15 protein-coding genes are annotated in these 17,047 nt (G+C 71.2%); 7 read left to right on the top strand and 8 right to left on the bottom strand.

What is annotated here, in order from left to right; genetic code table 11:
- The 3 genes from ACZ7L4_RS00850 to ACZ7L4_RS00840 form a co-directional block, all read right to left on the bottom strand.
- Window positions 1-1,356 carry an MFS transporter gene (locus tag ACZ7L4_RS00850; RefSeq protein ID WP_472098519.1) on the bottom strand — a complete coding sequence of 452 codons (1,356 nt, stop codon included), beginning with the start codon at window positions 1,354-1,356 and terminating at the stop codon, window positions 1-3.
- A gap of 71 nt (window positions 1,357-1,427) precedes the next feature.
- The gene (locus ACZ7L4_RS00845) at window positions 1,428-2,654 is read right to left on the bottom strand and encodes an acetyl-CoA C-acetyltransferase (protein ID WP_472098517.1); all 1,227 of its coding nucleotides are present in this window, start codon (window positions 2,652-2,654) and stop codon (window positions 1,428-1,430) included.
- Between the two features lie 128 nt (window positions 2,655-2,782).
- The gene (locus tag ACZ7L4_RS00840; RefSeq protein ID WP_422405512.1) at window positions 2,783-3,673 is read right to left on the bottom strand and encodes a LysR family transcriptional regulator; all 891 of its coding nucleotides are present in this window, start codon (window positions 3,671-3,673) and stop codon (window positions 2,783-2,785) included.
- Window positions 3,674-3,819: 146 nt separating this feature from the next.
- Here ACZ7L4_RS00840 and ACZ7L4_RS00835 point away from each other — a divergent pair, with 146 nt between their 5' ends.
- Genes ACZ7L4_RS00835 through ACZ7L4_RS00825 form a run of 3 tightly spaced genes read left to right on the top strand, consistent with a single transcriptional unit; the run spans window position 3,820 to window position 7,108 of the window.
- Entirely contained in the window at window positions 3,820-4,737 is a 918-nt protein-coding gene (locus tag ACZ7L4_RS00835) for a CoA transferase subunit A (RefSeq protein WP_472100319.1), read from the top strand.
- Between the two features lie 29 nt (window positions 4,738-4,766).
- Complete coding sequence (locus tag ACZ7L4_RS00830) at window positions 4,767-5,543, top strand: CoA-transferase subunit beta (protein WP_472098515.1); 777 nt, start codon at window positions 4,767-4,769, stop codon at window positions 5,541-5,543.
- A gap of 53 nt (window positions 5,544-5,596) precedes the next feature.
- The gene (locus ACZ7L4_RS00825; RefSeq protein ID WP_472098514.1) at window positions 5,597-7,108 is read left to right on the top strand and encodes a 3-hydroxyacyl-CoA dehydrogenase; all 1,512 of its coding nucleotides are present in this window, start codon (window positions 5,597-5,599) and stop codon (window positions 7,106-7,108) included.
- A 1-nt stretch (window position 7,109) separates the two neighbouring features.
- Here ACZ7L4_RS00825 and manD read toward each other — a convergent pair whose 3' ends face one another.
- The 4 genes from manD to ACZ7L4_RS00805 are packed head-to-tail and all read right to left on the bottom strand — an operon-like array spanning window position 7,110 to window position 12,307.
- On the bottom strand, window positions 7,110-8,327 hold the full coding sequence (gene manD / locus ACZ7L4_RS00820; RefSeq protein ID WP_472098512.1) for a D-mannonate dehydratase ManD: 1,218 nt from the start codon (window positions 8,325-8,327) through the stop codon (window positions 7,110-7,112).
- Window positions 8,328-8,367: 40 nt separating this feature from the next.
- On the bottom strand, window positions 8,368-9,876 hold the full coding sequence (locus ACZ7L4_RS00815; RefSeq protein WP_472098510.1) for a mannitol dehydrogenase family protein: 1,509 nt from the start codon (window positions 9,874-9,876) through the stop codon (window positions 8,368-8,370).
- Window positions 9,873-10,925 carry an NAD(P)-dependent alcohol dehydrogenase gene (locus ACZ7L4_RS00810; protein ID WP_472098508.1) on the bottom strand — a complete coding sequence of 351 codons (1,053 nt, stop codon included), beginning with the start codon at window positions 10,923-10,925 and terminating at the stop codon, window positions 9,873-9,875. The genes ACZ7L4_RS00815 and ACZ7L4_RS00810 overlap by 4 nt, the downstream gene beginning before the upstream one ends.
- A gap of 29 nt (window positions 10,926-10,954) precedes the next feature.
- Window positions 10,955-12,307: an MFS transporter gene (locus ACZ7L4_RS00805; RefSeq protein WP_472098506.1), complete on the bottom strand. Its 1,353-nt coding sequence runs from the start codon at window positions 12,305-12,307 to the stop codon at window positions 10,955-10,957.
- A 175-nt stretch (window positions 12,308-12,482) separates the two neighbouring features.
- Between ACZ7L4_RS00805 and ACZ7L4_RS00800 the strand changes: the two genes are divergently transcribed.
- Complete coding sequence (locus tag ACZ7L4_RS00800) at window positions 12,483-13,202, top strand: GntR family transcriptional regulator (RefSeq protein WP_472098504.1); 720 nt, start codon at window positions 12,483-12,485, stop codon at window positions 13,200-13,202.
- 3 nt (window positions 13,203-13,205) lie between these two features.
- On the opposite strand, the gene ACZ7L4_RS00795 is transcribed toward ACZ7L4_RS00800, so the two are convergent.
- A complete protein-coding gene (locus ACZ7L4_RS00795; RefSeq protein ID WP_472098502.1) occupies window positions 13,206-13,778 on the bottom strand; it encodes a TetR/AcrR family transcriptional regulator in 573 nt (190 codons plus the stop codon).
- A gap of 144 nt (window positions 13,779-13,922) precedes the next feature.
- On the opposite strand from ACZ7L4_RS00795, the gene ACZ7L4_RS00790 reads away from it, so the two are divergent.
- The 3 genes from ACZ7L4_RS00790 to ACZ7L4_RS00780 all read left to right on the top strand — a co-directional run bounded on the left by ACZ7L4_RS00790 (window position 13,923) and on the right by ACZ7L4_RS00780 (window position 17,028).
- Window positions 13,923-14,657 carry an SDR family oxidoreductase gene (locus tag ACZ7L4_RS00790; protein ID WP_472098500.1) on the top strand — a complete coding sequence of 245 codons (735 nt, stop codon included), beginning with the start codon at window positions 13,923-13,925 and terminating at the stop codon, window positions 14,655-14,657.
- Between the two features lie 113 nt (window positions 14,658-14,770).
- Window positions 14,771-16,054 (top strand): ABC transporter substrate-binding protein, encoded by a 1,284-nt coding sequence (locus ACZ7L4_RS00785; RefSeq protein WP_472098499.1) that lies wholly within the window; start codon window positions 14,771-14,773, stop codon window positions 16,052-16,054.
- A gap of 41 nt (window positions 16,055-16,095) precedes the next feature.
- Window positions 16,096-17,028, top strand: a complete 933-nt coding sequence (locus ACZ7L4_RS00780; protein ID WP_472098497.1) for a carbohydrate ABC transporter permease — start codon at window positions 16,096-16,098, stop codon at window positions 17,026-17,028.
- Window positions 17,029-17,047: the final 19 nt, after the last annotated feature.

Here is a 17,047-nt window from a genome sequence, read left to right as displayed (position 1 = left end):
TCAGGCTCCGTTCGGGGTTGCGGTCGCGACCGCGCGCGGCGCCGGGGCCGGGTCATCGGCCAGTTCGTCGTGGTTGGGGCGCTTGAGCAGGAGGAGCATGCAGCCCAGCGTGAGCGCGACCTGGAACAGGGCGTAGGCGATGACCGCGGTGATGGACCCGGTCCGGTTCAGCAGGAACTGGCCGATGATCGGGGTCGTGCCGCCGAGCAGCGTGCCGCACAGCTGGTAGCAGAGGGAGATGCCGGTGTAGCGCAGGTGGGCGGGGAAGCGGCTGGCGAGCATGCCGGCGAGGGCCGCGTAGTACAGGCAGTGCGGGATGGTGGCGACGGCGACGCCGAGCATCGCGAGGCCGTAGTTGTTCGTGCTGATGAGCACGAACATCACTGGCAGCAGCACCAGTTCGGGCACCAGCATGACGGTGACCGCGCGCGACCAACTCTTCATCTTCGTGGCGAGCACGGCGCCGAAGGGCTGGACGAGGACCTGCGTGATGTTGGCGACCAGGATGATCGTCAGGAACGAGCTGCGGTCGAAGTCGAGCGACGTGGTGGCCCAGGACAGGGCGAACGTCGACTTGAAGTACGTCGCGGACAGGCCGATGGTGCAGGCGCCGATGCCGAGGGCGATCAGACCGGGGTGACTGCGCAGCACCTCGGTGATCGGCAGCTTGGCGACTTCCTTCTTCTCGATGAGCTTGGCCATGGCCGGGGACTCGGAGACCTTGAGCCGGACCAGGAGTCCCACCAGGACGAGGACGGCGGAGGCGAGGAACGGGATCCGCCAGCCCCAGGACACGAAGGCGTCGTCGGGCAGCTGGCTGATCGCGAGGAAGCTCAGCGTGGCGAGCGTGTTGCCGACGGGCGAGCCCTGCTGGGCGAACGCCCCGTACAGCACCGACTTGCCCTTCGGTGCACTCTCGGAGGCGATGAGGACGGAGCCGCCCCACTCGCCGCCGAGGCCGATGCCCTGGATCATGCGGATGCAGACCAGCAGGATCGGCGCGGCGACACCGATCGAGGCGTAGCTCGGCAGCAGGCCGATCGCGGTGGTGGAGATGCCCATCATCAGGAGCGTGATGACAAGGGTCTTCTTGCGGCCGAGGCGGTCGCCGAAGTGGCCGAAGACGATGCCGCCGATGGGCCGGGCGAGGAAGCCGACCCAGAAGGTGGCGAAGGCGACCAACGTGCCGATGGCGCCTTCCAGTTCGGGGAAGAACACTTTGTCGAAGGCGAGCGCCGCCGCGGTGCCGTAGATGTAGAAGTCGAACCACTCGATGGTGGAGCCGACGAAGGCACCGAATCCTGCTCTGTTGGCGGTTCTGGTCTCCGCACGTGAGGTGGCGGTGGACGCACTCATGGGGTCGCTCCGTGAACGTCGTTGATCAAGCGGATGGGGACGGGGAACTGCGGGCGGAACGTGGGGAGTCGTTACGCGGCGATGCGCTCGAAGACCGCGGCGAGGCCCTGGCCGCCGCCGATGCACATGGTCTCCAGGCCGTAGCGCGCCTGGCTGCGCTGCATCTCGCGGGCGAGCGTGGCGAGGATGCGGGCACCGGTGGCGCCGACGGGGTGACCGAGGGAGACGCCGGAGCCGTTGACGTTGACGCGCTGCTCGTGATCCTTCTCGCCCAGGCCCAACTCACGGGTGCAGGCGAGGACTTGTGCGGCGAACGCCTCGTTGAGCTCGATCAGGTCGAGGTCGGCGAGGGTGAGCCCGGCGCGCTCCAGGGCGGCGCGGGTGGCGGGGACGGGCCCGATGCCCATCGTCTTCGCGGGCACCCCGGCACGGGCGAAGGAGACGAGGCGGACCAGCGGGGTGAGGCCGAGGCGTTCGGCAGTGGCGGCGCTGGTGACGAGGCAGGCGGCGGCCGCGTCGTTCTGCCCGCTGGCGTTGCCCGCGGTGACGGTCGCGTCCGGGTCGGCCTTGGCCATGATGGGCCGCAGCTTGGCGAGTTGCTCGGCGGTGGTGTCCGGGCGCGGGTGCTCGTCGGCGCTGACGACGGTGTCACCCTTGCGGCCCCGTACGGTGACGGGCACGGTCTCCGCGTCGAAGCGGCCCTCCCGCATCGCGCGGGCGGCGCGCTGCTGCGAGCGCAGGGCGAGGGCGTCCTGGTCGGCGCGGCTGATGCCGTACGCGCGGCGCAGGTTCTCGGCGGTCTCGATCATGCCACCGGGCACGGGGTGGTTCACCCCGCCCGCGGTGACCCGGCCGCGCGCGAGCGAGTCGTGGAGCTGGAGCCCCGGGCCCTTGATGCCCCAGCGGCCGTCGTGCGTGTAGTACGGGGCGGCGCTCATCACGTCGACGCCGCCGGCGATGACGACCTCACTGAACCCGGCCCTGATCTGCATGGCGGCGTCGAGGACGGCCTGGAGTCCGGAGCCGCAGCGCCGGTCGATCTGCGCGCCGGTGACGGAGTCGGGAAGGCCGGCGTCCAGGGCGGCGACGCGGCCGATGGCCGGGGCGTCGGAGGACGGGTAGGCGTGCCCGAGGATCACCTCGTCGACCCGGTCCGGGTCGATGCCGGTGCGGGCGACCAGCTCGGAGACGACACGCGCGGCCAGCGCGGCGGGGGTCTGTCCGGCGAAGGCCCCGCCGAAGCGTCCGATGGGGGTGCGCAGAGGTTCGCAGATGACGACATCGGCCTGTTCGGGCACGGCGGAACACCTTTCGGGCGGCTCAGGGAGGTGAGCCGACCATCGCACCCGACCGCTGAGTCGGTCCAATACCAAGTTTTCGATCCATCAAGACGGACGGCGTCTCAATCACCCCGTACGCGGCGGCCTCACGGGGTCGGCAGCGCCTCCTCGCAGACCGCGAGCACCGCACGCAGGGCTGCGGAGGGGTTGTCGGCCCGCCAGGCAAGGGCCGCCTGGCGCCGGATGGGCGGTCCCGCGAGGGGCCGGTAGACGAGCCCGGTCTGCTGGATGTGCCGCACCGAGGACACCGTGAGCGTGACACCGACGCCCGCCGCGACGAGCGCCAGGATCGTGTACGAATCGGGGGCCTCCTGCACCACGCGCGGGTTGAACCCGGCGGCCTCGCAGGTCTCGACCATGGCGTCGCGGACCGTGGACCCGGCGTTCGCGGGGAAGGAGACGAAGGGCTCGTCGGCGAGGATGCCGATGGGGATCTCGTCGAGCGCGGCGAGGTGGTGGTCGGAGGGCAGCGCGCACAGCAGCTCCTCCTCGTCGATGACCCGGTGGGCGACGCCCGGCTGGGTCACCGGGAGCCGCACGAAGCCGAGGTCGAGCGAGCCGTCCGCGACCCGGTCGAGCGCGACGTTGGCGTACGTCTGGCCCTTCATGACCAGCTCGATGTCCGGGTGCGCGGCCCGCACCGCACGGGTGAGCCGGGGCAGCGTCTCGTGGCTCGATGCGCCCGCGAACCCGATGGTGACCCGGCCGAACTCGCCGCGCCCCGCCGCCTTCGCCGCCCGCACCGCCGTGTCCAGGTCGTCGAGCACGGTCCGTACGGGTTCGAGGAAGGACTCCCCCGCGCTCGTGAGGCGCACGGAGCGGGTGTTGCGCTCGAAGAGCTGGACGCCGAGCTCCTTCTCCAGCTGCCGGATCTGCTGGCTCAGCGGCGGCTGCGCCATCTGCAGCCGCTTGGCGGCCCGGCCGAAGTGCAGCTCCTCGGCGACGGCGGTGAACGCGGTGAGATGACGCAGCTCCACGAGCCCGCCCCCTTCGTCAATCAGGAGATTCATAAATCAGGAGTCTTGATCCGACCTTAATTTGGTATTGGACGGCAATCAATAGGCGCTGAGACGGTAGGGCGACCACTACGCACTCACGGAGGAGCACCGTGTCACCCAAGGTCATGTCGATGAAGGAGGCCGTCGCCACCTTCGTGCACGACGGCGCCACCGTCAGCATCGAGGGCTTCACCCACCTCGTCCCCACCGCCGCGGGACACGAGATCATCCGGCAGGGCCGCAGGGACCTCACGGTCGTGCGGATGACGGCGGACATCGTCGTCGACCAGATGCTCGCCGCCGGCTGCGTCTCGCGCCTGGTCTCCTCCTTCGTCGGCAACTCCTCCGCGGGTTCGCTCGGTGAGCTGCGCCGCCGGATCGAGCGCGCGGACCCGTCGCCGCTCGCCTTCGAGGAGTACAGCCACTACGGGATGATCTGCCGCTACCTGGCAGGATCCCAGCGCCTGCCGTTCTTCCCGCTGCGCTCCTACGGCGGCAGCGACCTGCCCGGCATCAACAACGCGCTGCGGAAGGTGACCTCGCCCTACCCGGGCCCGGACGGCGAACCCGAGCAGATCTACGTGGTCCCGCCCGTGAACCCGGACGTCACGATCATCCACGCGCAGCGCGCCGACCGCCGTGGCAACACCCAGATCTGGGGCCTCACCGGCATCCAGGCCGAGGCGGTGTACGCGGCGGACAAGGCGATCGTCGTGGTCGAGGAGCTCGTCGAGGACGACGTGGTCCGCTCGGACCCCAACCGCACGCTCGTCCCGGCCCACGCCGTGGACGCCGTCGTGGTGTGCCCGCGCGGCGCGCACCCGTCGTTCGCGCAGGGCTATTACGACCGGGACAACGCCTTCTACCGCGCCTGGTCGCACATCAGCAAGGATCCCGAGCGGCTCCAGGAGTGGCTCGCCGAGTGGGTGTACGGGACGGCCGACCACGCCGAGTACGTCGCCAAGCAGGGCGAGGAGTTCTGGGCGGGCCTCGCGGTCGGCGAGCTGCTCAGCGAACCGGTGAACTACGGACGGCGACTGTGAGCGCGACACACGAGAAGGAACGGAACACCATGACTGCCACCGCACCCGACACGGTCACCTCCTCCGAGCTGCTCTCCGTCGTCGCCTCCCGCGAACTGGCCGCCCGCCGCACGGTGTTCGCCGGCATCGGCCTGCCCACCCTCGCCACCGAACTGGCCCACCTCACGGTCGCCCCGCAGATCGAGGTCGTCTACGAGTCCGGGGTGTGCGGCGCGCACCCCTCGCACCTGCCGGAGACCATCGCGGACGCCGTGCTGATCTCGGGCGCTGAGGCGGTGCTCTCGATGCCGGCCCTGTTCGGCTGCGTGCTGCAGGGCGGACACATCGACGTCGGCTTCCTCGGCGCCGCGCAGATCGACCGCTGGGGCAACCTCAACACCTCGGTCATCGGCGACTGGGAGAGCCCGACGGTGCGGCTGCCCGGTTCCGGCGGCGGCATCGAGGTGATGGCCAACTCCCGTGAGGTCTTCGTCGTGATGCGCCGGCACAACCCGCGCTCCTTCACCGAGACCCTCGACTTCTGCACCACGCCGGGACCGGACCGCGCGCTCGCGGAGGGCATCCGGCCGCTCGGCGTCGGTGTCACCCGTGTCATCACCGAGCTGGGCATCCTGGCCCGCGAGGGCGTCGGCGAGGAGCTGCGGCTCACCGCGGTCCACCCCGGTGTCACGGTCGAGCAGGTCAAGGAGGCGACGGGCTGGGACCTGCAAGTGGCCGACCACGTCGAGACGGTGGAGCCGCCGAGCGCGGCGGAGCTGCGGCTCCTGCGCGAGGACGTCGACCCCGGCCGCGTCTACCTCCGCTGACCCACTCCCGTACACACCCCTGTACACCCCTACTGCGAAGGGTCCCACCTGCCATGCGTATCAGGATCGTCGGCGCCGGAGCCATGGGCCGCGGCATCGCCCAGTGGGCGGCGAGCGCCGGACACACCGTCGAGCTGGGCGACGTCCGGGCGGAGGCGGTGCGCGATGCCGTCGATTTCGTCCGGTCGATGCTGGACCGCGCGGTGGCCAAGGGCCGCATGGGCGCCGACGACGGCGCTGCGGCCGTGGCACGGCTTGTCCCGCTGGACGATCCGTGGGCGCCGGGACCCGACGTGGACCTTGTGATCGAGGCCGTACGGGAGGACCTGGACACCAAGGCGGAGGTGTTCGGCAAGCTGGCCCAGGTGCTGCCCGCCTCCACCGTCTTCGCCACCAACACCTCCTCCCTGTCGGTGACACGGATCGCGGCGACCCTCGACGATCCGACGCGCCTGGCGGGCCTGCACTTCTTCAACCCCGTGCCGCTTATGCGGATCGTGGAGGTGGTGCCGGGCGCCGCGACCCGCCCCGAGATCGGGCCCGCACTCACGGCGCTGGTCGAGGGCTGCGGGCACCGCGCGGTGACCGTCGCCGACACCCCCGGCTTTCTGGTCAACCACGCCGGGCGCGGCCTGGTGACCGAGGCGCTCGCGCTCCTGGAGGAGTCGGTGGCGCGGCCGATGGACATCGACCGCGTCGCGCGCGACGTACTGGGGCTGCGGATGGGCCCGTTCGAGCTGATGGACCTCACCGGGCTCGATGTCACGGCGGCGGTCATCGACTCGATCTGGCAGGGCTTCCGCCACGAACCCCGGCTGCGCCCGTCCTACCTCACACCGAACCGGGTGACGGCGGGCCTGCTCGGCCGCAAGACCGGACAGGGCTGGTACGCGTACGGTCCCGATGCCCCCGACACCGCCACGGAGGCGCCGGTGACGGGGAACGCGGACCGCCCGGTGTTCGTGGCGGGCGACGACACGGAGCTGCGCGAGACCCTGACCACGACGGGCGCCACCGTGGAGACCGGCGACGAGCCCTCGGCCGGCGCCCTCGTCCTGGTTCCGGTCTGGGGCACCACCGTGGCCGAGGCGGTCGCCGCCCGCGGACTCCCGGCCGCGCGCACGTTCGGCGTGGACACGCTGTCCGTGGCGAGCGGCCGGCGGGTGCTGTCGGTGACCCCGGCGGCCGACCCGACCGCCGCCCGCGACGCACGCGCCGTACTGGCCCGCGGCGAACACACGGTGACGCTCGTCCGTGACACCGCCGGCTCGGTGGCCCAGCGCCTGCTCGCCTCCGTGGTGTCGGTCGCCGCGTCCATCGCCGAGCGCTCGCTGGCCGCCCCGGCGGACATCGACCTAGCGGTGACGCTCGGCCTCGGCTACCCCGTGGGTCCGCTGGCCTGGGGCGACCGTGTGGGCGCCGCCCGCGTGCTGGAGCTGCAGCGCTCCCTGCACGCGAGCACCGGCGACCCCCGGTACCGCCCGACCCGCTGGCTCACCGAACGCGCCCTGCTGGGGCTGCCGTTGACGGCGGCCGGGACGGCGCCCGAGGACTGTCTCGGCTGACTCACCAGTCGTGCACGCCCCCGTCCTTCAGCCGGTTCACCGGCAGGTACTTCCGCTCGTACGGGAACCGCTCCGCGGCCTTCTCGTCGAACTCGACGCCGATGCCGGGGCGGTCGCCGGGGTGCATCAGACCGTCCTCGAAGGTCCATGACGTGTGGAACACCTCCTCGTATCCGGGGAGGTGGGCCATGTACTCCTGCATGCCGAAGTTCGGGATCGACAGGTCGAGGTGGAGCGCGGCGGCGAACGAGGCCGGGGAGAGGTCGCCCGCGCCGTGCGAACCGGAGCGCACCCCGTACAGCTCCGCGAGCGAGAAGATCCTGCGCAGGTGCGTGATGCCGCCCGCGTGGGAGACGGACGCGCGGATGTAGTCGATCAGCCGGTTCGTGATCAGGTGCTGGCAGTCCCAGATCGAGTTGAAGATCTCGCCGACCGCGAGCGGTGTCGTGGTGTGCTGCCGGATGAGCCGGAACGCCTCCTGGTCCTCGGCCGGGGTCGGGTCCTCGATCCAGAACAGGCGGTACGGCTCCAGGGACTTGCCGAGCCGGCCCGCCTCGATCGGGCTGAGCCGGTGGTGGACGTCGTGCAGCAGGTGGAAGCCGTAGCCGAACTCCTCGCGGACGGCTGCCATGTACTCCGGCACGAAGTCCAGGTAGGCGCCGGTGTCCCAGACCTCCTCGGTCGGCAGGCTGCCGTCGGCCGGCTCGTAGGTGTCGCCGTCACCCTTGCGCATGCCGTACACGCGCTCCAGGCCGGGCACCGCCGCCTGGGCGCGGACCGCGCGGAAGCCCTTGTCCCTGAACCGGCGTACGTCGTCGAGGAGTTCGGGGATCGTGTTGCCGCTGGCGTGGCCGTAGACGGTGACGCCGTCGCGGGCGGCGCCGCCGAGAAGCTGGTAGACGGGCAGGTTCGCGACCTTGCCCTTGATGTCCCACAGGGCGACGTCGACGGCGGCGATGGCGGTCATGGTGACCGGCCCGCGCCGCCAGTAGGCACCCTTGTACAGGTACTGCCACAGGTGCTCGATGCGGGCCGGGTCCTGGCCGATGAGCGTGGGGCAGACGTGGTCGCGCAGGTAGGAGGCGACGGACAGCTCGCGGCCGTTGAGGGTGGCGTCGCCGATGCCGGTGACACCGTCGGACGTGGTGATCTTCAGGGTGACGTAGTTGCGGCCGGGGCAGGTGACGAAGACCTCGGCGGACGTAATGGTGGCGGGCATGCGGTGCCGTTCTCTCGTGGGGGCGTCGTTGGATGGTGTGTCAGTCGCGGGCGGCGGACCGCAGGGCGGCCTCGACTCCGTGTGCGTCGAGGGTCCGCGCGAACTCGGCGACGGTGTCCGCGAACTCCTCGTGCTGGGCGGCCTCTTGGGGCAGCAGACCGCCTTCGGTGAGCAGGAGACGGGCCTTGGCGTCGGGGCCGGTCGCGCGGGAGACCAGTTCGACGAGTCGGGCACGGGCGCCGTCGTGGACGGTGCCGAGACTCCGCTCGTCGTACGCGCCGTCGGCCGTGATCACGCGTACGTACGCGGCGAAGCCGAGCGCGAGGACGCGCGGCACACGTCCGGAAGCCAGGGCCTCGGTGATCGCCCCCGCCCAACGCACGGGAATCTTCAGGGAGCCGTCGGAGCCGACCTGAGCGGTGCGGTGGCCGAGGGCCGGATTGGCGAAGCGGTCGAGGAGTTCACCGATGTAGGCGTCCCCCGGCATGCCGTCGGGTTCGGGGACGGTCGGCAGAATCTCCTCGCGCATCGCGAACTCCACTGCCCCACCGAGGAGTTCGTCGGTCACGGCCTGATCGATGGAGCGATGGCCGCGCAGCAGTCCGAGGTAGGCGAGCAGCGAATGGGCGCCGTTGAGCAGGCGCAGCTTCATCAGCTCGTACGGTGCCACGTCCTTCGCGAACACCGCGCCCGACTGCTCCCACGCGGGCCGCCCGGCGCGGAAGTCGTCCTGCATCACCCACAGTTTGTACGGCTCGGCGGGCACCGGCACAGTGTCGCGGACGCCGAACGCGCGGGCGGCCAGGTCCCGGTGTGCGTCGGTGGTGGCGGGGGCGATCCGGTCGACCATGCTGTTCGGCGTCGAGACCGAGGCGTCGACGTACGCCTGGAGGTCCTCGCGCTCACCGACCGGCAGCTCGGCGGCGAACTCCCCCAGCAGGGAACGGGGTCGGTGGCCGTTCCCCATGAGGTTGTCGCAGCTGAGGACGGTCACGGGCGGGGCGCCCGTCCGGAGCCGCTGTTGCAGCCCACGCGCGATCAGGCCGAGGGCGGTGCGCGGGGTGCCGCCCGCGAGGTCGGCCCGGATCAGCGGGTCGTCGAGGTCCAGGCGGCCGTCGGCGCGGAACGTGTAACCCTTCTCCGTGACCGTGAGGGAGACGATGCGGGTGGTGGCCGCACCGATGGCGGCGACCACGTCCGCGCCCTGCCCGTCGGCGACCAGGCCCGGGTGATGCACTCCGGGAACGCTCGCGGCGACGGCACCGCCCCGGTGCAGGGTGAGCACGGTGTAGAGGCCGTCCTGGGCCGCCATGCCCTCGATCACCGGCCGGGGCCGGGCGCCGGGCGTGGTGGAGACGCCGGTGATCCCCCACGGCCCGTCGGTGTGCCGCAGCGCGTCGGCGGTGTACACGGCCTGGTGGGCGCGGTGGAAGTTGCCGAGGCCGAGGTGGACGATGCCGGACTCGGGTGTCGACGGCGGCAGTTTGAGTCCCGCGACCGGAAGCGCGGCCCGTGTCATGCGCGGCAGCGCACGGTGCCTCGCGCTCACACGTCCTCCCCGCCGGGCGTGACGAGCACCTTCATCTGGGTGCGGTCGGTGAGCGCGGTGTGCAGCGCCTCGGCCGCCTGCTCCAGCGGGAACTCTGCGGTGACCAGCCCTTCGAGTCGTACCCGCCCGGACCCGGCGAGCCGTGCGGCGGCCGCGAAGTCCCCGGCGGCGTACCGGAAGGAAGTAAGGAGGGACATCTCCTGGCGCTGCATCCAGGCCAGCGGCAGCTCCGTCTCCGGGCGGTTCGGGTTGCCGACGACGACGGCTGTGCCGCCGGGGCGCAGCGCGCGGATCCCGGAGACCAGGGCGGGGCCGACGCCGGAGCAGTCGAGGACGGTGTCGTGGCCGTCGGGGTCGGCGAGCGCGTGCGCGCGGTCCGGGTCGGGGGTGAGCGCGCTCGCGTCGACGGTCTCGGCGCCGAGCCGGGCCGCGAACTCCCGTCGCGCGGGGGCGACATCGGACACGGTCACGAGTGCCCCGCAGGCCGCGGCGACCTGGGCGACGAGCACACCGATGGGACCCGCCCCGGTGACCAGGACCCGCTCGCCGGGCGCGACGCCGGCGCGGCGCACGGCGTGCACGGCGACCGCGAGGGGTTCGACGAGCGCGCCCAGCTTCACGTCCATGCCCTCGGGCAGCGGATGCACGAAGTCCCTTGGTACGGCGATGTGTTCGGTCAGCGCGCCGTTGGTGGGCGGCGAGCCGAAGCAGGTGCCCTTCGGGCACAGGTTGTAGCGTCCGGCCCGGCACAGGGCGCAGCGCCCGCAGGGGTGGGCCGGCTCGACGGCGACGGGCGTGCCGTCGGGCAGGTCGCCCGCGCCTCGGCCGATGACGTACCCGGCGGGTTCGTGGCCGAGGACGGTCGGCTGCCGCAGCACGTTGGGCCCGTTCTCACCGTGCTCGAAGTAGTGCAGGTCGGAGCCGCACAGGCCGACGGCGCGGACGGCGACGAGCACCTCTCCGTCGCCCGGCTCGGGCACCGGACGGTCCTCCGTGCGCAGGTCCTTGGGTCCGTGCAGCACGGCGGCGCGGTGCGTGGTGGTGGCCACGGGGACGCTCCTTTCATGGGGGTGTCGAACTAGCGGACCGGCAGCGGCTCGACGCGCTTGATGACAAACGCGTAGGTCAGGGCGCCGACGATCGACAGCGCGCCGGACACGAGCAGCGGCACCAGGTACGAGCCGCCGGAAGCCGCCAGCAGGAACCCGGTGACGATCGGGCCGAGGACACCGGCGACGTTCGACGCGAAGTTCTGGATGCCGGCGAGGGAGGCGACGTGCCCCGCGGTGGGCGCCACATCGGCGGGCAGCGAGGCCACGGACGCGGTGGAGAAGGTCAGCGAGGCGTAGCTCAGGGACAGCAGCGCGAGCGCGCCGGACGCGGTCGGCACGACGACGGCGAGCGCGATGACCGAGGAGCACAGGGTGCCGGAGATCAGGCACGTCTTGCGGACCTTGGTGGTGGACCAGCCCTTGCGCAGCAGCCGGTCGGCCGTCCAGCCGCCGAGCAGCGAGCCCACGATGGCGACGAGGCCGGGGACGGTGCCGAAGAAGCCGAGCGAGAGGAGGTCGAAGCCGCGCTCGTCGACGAGGTAGCTGGGGAACCAGGTGATGAAGAAGTAGATGACGTAGTTGAGGCAGAAGAAGCCGAGCATCATGCCCCAGACCGTCCGGTACCGGAACAGGTCTCGCCAGCGCACCTTGGGCGCGTCGTCCTGCGCGGCAGGTGCCTCCTCGACGCGGGCGCCGCCGGCCTCGATGTACTCGCGCTCCTCCGCGCTGAGCCGCGGATGGTCGGCGGGCTCGTGGTAGAGCCGCCACCAGGCGACGATCCACAGGAAGCCGAGCAGTCCGCAGACGACGAAGGCGACCCGCCAGTGGAAGGCGGAGACCAGTGCCGTGACGAGCGGCAGGGCGATGGCGGTGCCGACGCGGGCGCCGTTGTCCCACACGCTGTTGGCGAGCGTGCGCTCGTGCCGCGGGAACCAGCGGGAGACGGCCTTGGCGGCCGCCGGATAGCCGCCGGCCTCGCCCGCGCCGAGCAGCATCCGCGCCCCGACGAGGGAGCCGACGCCGCGCACCAGGCCCATGCCGATGGTGGCCAGGGACCACCAGATCGCCCCGAGCGCGAAGACCCGCTTCACGCCGTACTTGTCGAGGAGCGCGCCGGCGGGCAGCTGGCAGATCGCGTACGTCAGGAAGAACGCGCTGAGGACGAAGCCCTGGGTCTCGGGCCCGATGTGCAGGTCCTTGGACATGGCGGGCAGCGCGACGCTGAGCGTGGAGCGGTCGAGGTAGTTGACCGCGAGACCGCCGAAGCAGAGCACGACGATGCCCCAGCGGACGTTCTTGCCGCGGCCGCGGGGACGGGGCGGCGGGGTCGTGCCGGACGGCGTCGTCACCTGGGGGCCGGTGACGGGATGGCTGGTCATCGTTGACCTCCGGTCGGGAGCGGGCCTGACACTTTCTACCCGCGCCACCGCTTACATACAAGGCTTGTATGTAAGAACTTGTATGGAAGAATTTCCGCATCTGAGGTGAGAAGGTGACGGCATGCGGGACGAGCAGCGACGAAACAGGAAGACGGCACGGCGCACGGCTGAGGCCGTGACCCCACGGGAGTCCAACCGGGTGCGGGTGCACGCGATGATCCGCGCCCGCATCACGTCTCTCGAACTGCCGCCGGGCGCCCCGCTGTCGGAGAACGAACTCGCCGCGGAGCTCGACGTCAGCCGCACCCCGGTGCGCGAGGCGCTGATCCTGCTCGGCGAGGAGTCGCTGGTCGACATCTTCCCGAAGCTCGGCACGTTCGTCTCACGGATCAGTGTCGACGCCGTCCTGGAGGCCCAGTTCATGCGCGAGGCGCTCGAACTGGCCGCGCTGCGCGAGGCGGTGAAGCGGGCCGACGGCGAGGACATCGCGGCACTGCGCGCGAACCTCGACGCGCAGCGCGCCGCGTTCGAGGCGGCGGACGACGATCTGTTCTTCGAGCTGGACGAGGCGTTCCACCGCCGTCTGATGGAGGCCAGCGGCCACCGCACGCTGTGGCGCACGGTCACGACGGCCAAGGCCCACCTCGACCGGGCCCGCCGCCTCAGCCTGCCGCTGCCGCGCCGCGTCGAGCACCTCATCGACGAGCACCGGTCGGTGGTCGACGCCCTGGAGGAGCGCGACGCGGCCCGCGCCGAGGAGGCGCTGCGCGGCCACCTCCAAGGCGTCTTCGACGACATCGGCACGATCCAGGCCGCCCGGCCCGAACTCTTCGTGGATTCGGCGGAGTTGCCCCCGCCCAGCAGGCCCCGCGCCCATCCGGGTCTGCGCGCCTGAACGTCAGGCCGTGCGCCGCAGCCCGTCCAGGGTGAGGTCGAGGAGCCTCTCGGCCTGAGCCCGCTGGTCGGGCCTCGCCGAGGTGAGGGCGACACCGGCGAGTGCGGCGAAGATGTCACTGGTGGGGATGTCGGAGCGGATCGCCCCGGCACGCGTACAGGCGTCCATCAGCTCGGCGATGGACGCCTCGATCATGTCGCGGCTGTGCCCGTACGGATTGCCGCCCTCGGCGGCCATGGCCCGCAGGGCGTCGGCCATGCCGTACTTGGCGCTCGCGTAGTCCATGAAACGGCGGGTCCACGCGCGCAGCGCTTCGAACGGCGGGTGCACGGCGAGCAGTTCGGTGGCGGCCTCGCAGAGCTGAGCCACCTCGTTGCGGTAGGCCGCCTCGATCAGCGCCTCGCGGGTCGGGAAGTTGCGGTACAGGGTCGCGCTGCCGACGCCCGCGACCTTGGCGATGTTCTCGAACGGCACATCGAGGCCGTCCTCGGTGAACATCCGCACCGCGGCGCCCAGAATCTTCTCCCTGTTGCGCCGCGCATCCGCCCTGAGCGGCCGCTCCGTGCCTCGGTCCATCGCCGGTCCCCTTCGTACCCACTTGCCAAGTGGAGGATACCCCACTTACGGTCGCACCATCAGCCCAAGTGGGGGGTCCCCCACTTTTGCCCGGGGCACGGCCCCCGCCTACCCCCACACACCCACCCCCTGGGAAGGACCACCATGTCGGGAATCGAAGGCAAAGTCGTCGCGATCACAGGCGCCGGCAGCGGCATCGGCGAGGCCACGGCCCTGCTGCTCGCGGAACGCGGCGCCAAGATCGCCCTCGGCGCGCGCCGCACCGAGCGACTGGAGGACCTGGCAGGCCGCATCGAGAAGTCCGGCGGCCAAGCCGCATGGATCCGCACCGATGTGACGGTCCGCCAGGACCTCACCTCCCTCGTCGAGTTGGCCCGCAGCAGCTTCGGCAGGCTCGACGCCCTCGTCAGCAACGCGGGCATCGGGCCGATCTCCCCGCTGGACGACCTGCGCGTCGACGACTGGGAGAACATGATCGACGTCAACTTCAAGGGCGTGCTCTACGGGATCGCGGCCGCGCTGCCGGTCTTCCGGGAGCAGGGCTCGGGCCACTTCGTCAACGTCGTCTCGACGGCCGGGCTGCGGATCGTCCCGACCCAGGCGGTGTACGCCGCCACCAAGAACGCGGTGCGCACCCTCTCGGAGGGCCTGCGCCAGGAGGCAGGTGACAGCCTGCGGGTCACGGTCGTCTCGCCGGGTGTCACGCGCACGGAGTTCAAGAACCACATCGCGCCCGAGGTACGGGAACGGCTCACCTCGTCCATGGGCGACATCGGCATCCCGCCGGAGTCGATCGCGCGCGCCATCGCCTTCGCGGCCGAGCAGCCGGACAACGTCGACGTGGGCGACATCGTGGTGCGGCCGACGGCGCAGGGGTAGCCGCTCGCAACACCTCATCCGCCCCAAAGGGTTGACCCCCTTCCGCTTCCCGCTTACGTTGCTCGCACCCCGAAGGTATATCGATATACCAACGCGACAGGAGGCCTCCCGCCTTGCGCTCCCCGATGAATCGACGCGGCTTCATGGCTCTGGGTGCGGGTCTTGCGGCGGTGCCTGCGCTCAGTGCGTGCGGTGCGTTCTCCGCATACGGCTCGGATCCCGACACCCTGGTGCTGCACAGCCAGATGGGCGGGAACGCGCCCGGCTCCCCCACGTTCCGCGCGGTCGTGAACCAGTTCCGCAGGGAAAACCCGGACATCACCGTGAAGAACCTGATCAACGGCGACGACCTGGGACAGGTCTACGAGACCTCGCGGCTCGCGCGCGCCGAGGCCGATGTCGTGATGGTCAACCTCTACGACAAGACGCTGTCGTGGACCGAGGTCGGCGCCACCGTTCCGGTCGGCGGCTATCTCGACGACTGGGGGCTGCGCGAGCGGATCATTCCGAAGGCCGTGACCGAGTGGACCGACACCGAGGGCCGGCTGCGCGCGTTCCCCTACATCGGGACGAACTGGCCGATCGCCTTCAACCACGCCCTGCTCGAGCGCGCGGGTATCGACACCCCGCCGGCCACGTCCGACGAACTCGTCGCCGCCGCGAAGAAGTTGCGCGGCAAGGGCATCACCCCGTTCACCGTGGGCGGCAACGACTGGACCGGGCAGAAGCTGCTCGCCCAGATCATCCAGACGTTCCTGACCCCGGCCGAGGCCCGGCACCTGTACCGCGAGGGCGACTTCAGCGGCTCGCGCGGCGCCCAGGAGGGCATCGCGTACTTCGTGGACCTGCGGGACGCCGGGGTGTTCGCCGACAAGGCGCAGGGCCTGATGTCCGACTCGATGACGACGCAGTTCAACACCGGGCACGCGGCGATGCAGTCGGCGATGTCGTCCGCTCTCGCCAGCGTCCCCGACAACGTTGTCAAGACCACTTCCGTCGGCGGCTTCCCGCTCCCCGAGGGGGCGGTGCAGAAGAAGCCGACCATCCTGCGCACGTACACCGTCTCCGGTTTCTGGATCAGCCCGAACGGCGTCAAGAAGATCGAGACGGTGGAGCGGTTCATCCGCTTCATGTACCGGCCGGAGATCGTGGACCGGTTCGTCACCGAGGGCGGGCGCGACATGTCGGTGGTCACCAAGGCGCTCAGCACGGACTTCCCGCTGGTGGCGAAGGCTCAGCAACTCGGTGACTCCGTCGGCCAGGTGGTGCTGCCGGACCAGTACATCCCGGCCGCCGCCGCGCAGCCGCTGATCCAGGCGACGTCGACGGCCTTCACCCCCGGTACCTCCGCGCGTGCGATCCGCACGGCGCTCGAGTCCGCGTACCGGTCCGCCTGAGCCCGCCGCACGTCGAACGTCGAGAACGGAAGTCGACCCCGATGACGATCACAACGCCCCGGCCCGCCGTCGGCGCGGGCCGCGCCCCCTCCCCCGACAAGACCCGCACGAGCCGCAAACGCCAGGGCGGCACAATCCTGGCCGTGCCCGCGCTCGTCTGGTACCTGCTGTTCATGGTCGGCCCGATGGTCGCGATCTTCGTGATCGCGGCGCTGCACTGGCCGGGCATGCTCCAGCCGGTGTCCTTCGCGGGCCTCGACAACTTCCGTACGGTCTTCGACGATCCGGCCTTCTGGGCGGCCGTGCGCAACACGGCGGTCCAGCTGGCGATCGCGCTGCCGGTGATGATCGTGTGCGCGTACATGATCGGCTACTACGTGGCGCAGCAGCCGCCGGGCCATCGCGTCATCCGGTATCTGCTGTTCGTGCCCGGCCTGATCTCGACGCCGGCGAAGGCGATGGTCTTCTACGCGGCCCTCTCCCCCGACGGCCTGCTGAACGGCGCCCTGTCGGGGCTCGGCCTCGGCTCGCTCACCGATGCCTGGCTGGCGAGCCCGTCGACGGCCCTGTACTGCCTGATCGCGATGGACATCTGGGCGGGCATCGGCTTCACCGCCGTGCTGTTCGCCGCCCGCCTGTCCAGCGTCCCCGACGACCTCGGCGAGGCCGCGCAGTTGGACGGGGCGGGGCACTGGCGGACCATGTGGGGCATCCACTTCCCGGTCGTGCGGGACTACGTGGGTGTGGTGACGATGCTGCAGCTGCTGTGGACGCTGTTCGGCTCCGCGCAGTACGTGCTGCTGCTCACCCAGGGCGGCCCGGGCACCTCGTCGACGACGCTGTCCTTCCTCGTCTACCAGAAGGCGTTCATCGAGGCGGACCTCGGATACAGCCAGGCCGTGGGCGTGATCCTGTTCCTGGCCGGGCTCGTGGGCCTGCTGACCGTCCGCCGCGTCTTCCGCGCCAGCCACTGAGCCCTGCGCCTTGAGTCGA

It is taken from the genome of Streptomyces sp. NPDC107575 (genome assembly GCF_055657265.1).
The sequence above is the reverse complement of the archived record's forward strand: the minus strand, read 5'-3'. Positions and strand labels throughout refer to the sequence as shown.

Coding starts and splice junctions, on each gene's coding strand:
- ACZ7L4_RS00790 (WP_472098500.1), top strand. CDS start 13,923: ATGTCGGGAATCGAAGGCAAAGTCGTCGCGATCACAGGCGCCGGCAGC.
- ACZ7L4_RS00805 (WP_472098506.1), bottom strand. CDS start 12,307: ATGACCAGCCATCCCGTCACCGGCCCCCAGGTGACGACGCCGTCCGGC.
- ACZ7L4_RS00850 (WP_472098519.1), bottom strand. CDS start 1,356: ATGAGTGCGTCCACCGCCACCTCACGTGCGGAGACCAGAACCGCCAAC.
- ACZ7L4_RS00830 (WP_472098515.1), top strand. CDS start 4,767: ATGACTGCCACCGCACCCGACACGGTCACCTCCTCCGAGCTGCTCTCC.
- ACZ7L4_RS00780 (WP_472098497.1), top strand. CDS start 16,096: ATGACGATCACAACGCCCCGGCCCGCCGTCGGCGCGGGCCGCGCCCCC.
- ACZ7L4_RS00795 (WP_472098502.1), bottom strand. CDS start 13,778: ATGGACCGAGGCACGGAGCGGCCGCTCAGGGCGGATGCGCGGCGCAAC.
- ACZ7L4_RS00835 (WP_472100319.1), top strand. CDS start 3,820: ATGTCGATGAAGGAGGCCGTCGCCACCTTCGTGCACGACGGCGCCACC.
- ACZ7L4_RS00825 (WP_472098514.1), top strand. CDS start 5,597: ATGCGTATCAGGATCGTCGGCGCCGGAGCCATGGGCCGCGGCATCGCC.
- manD (WP_472098512.1), bottom strand. CDS start 8,327: ATGCCCGCCACCATTACGTCCGCCGAGGTCTTCGTCACCTGCCCCGGC.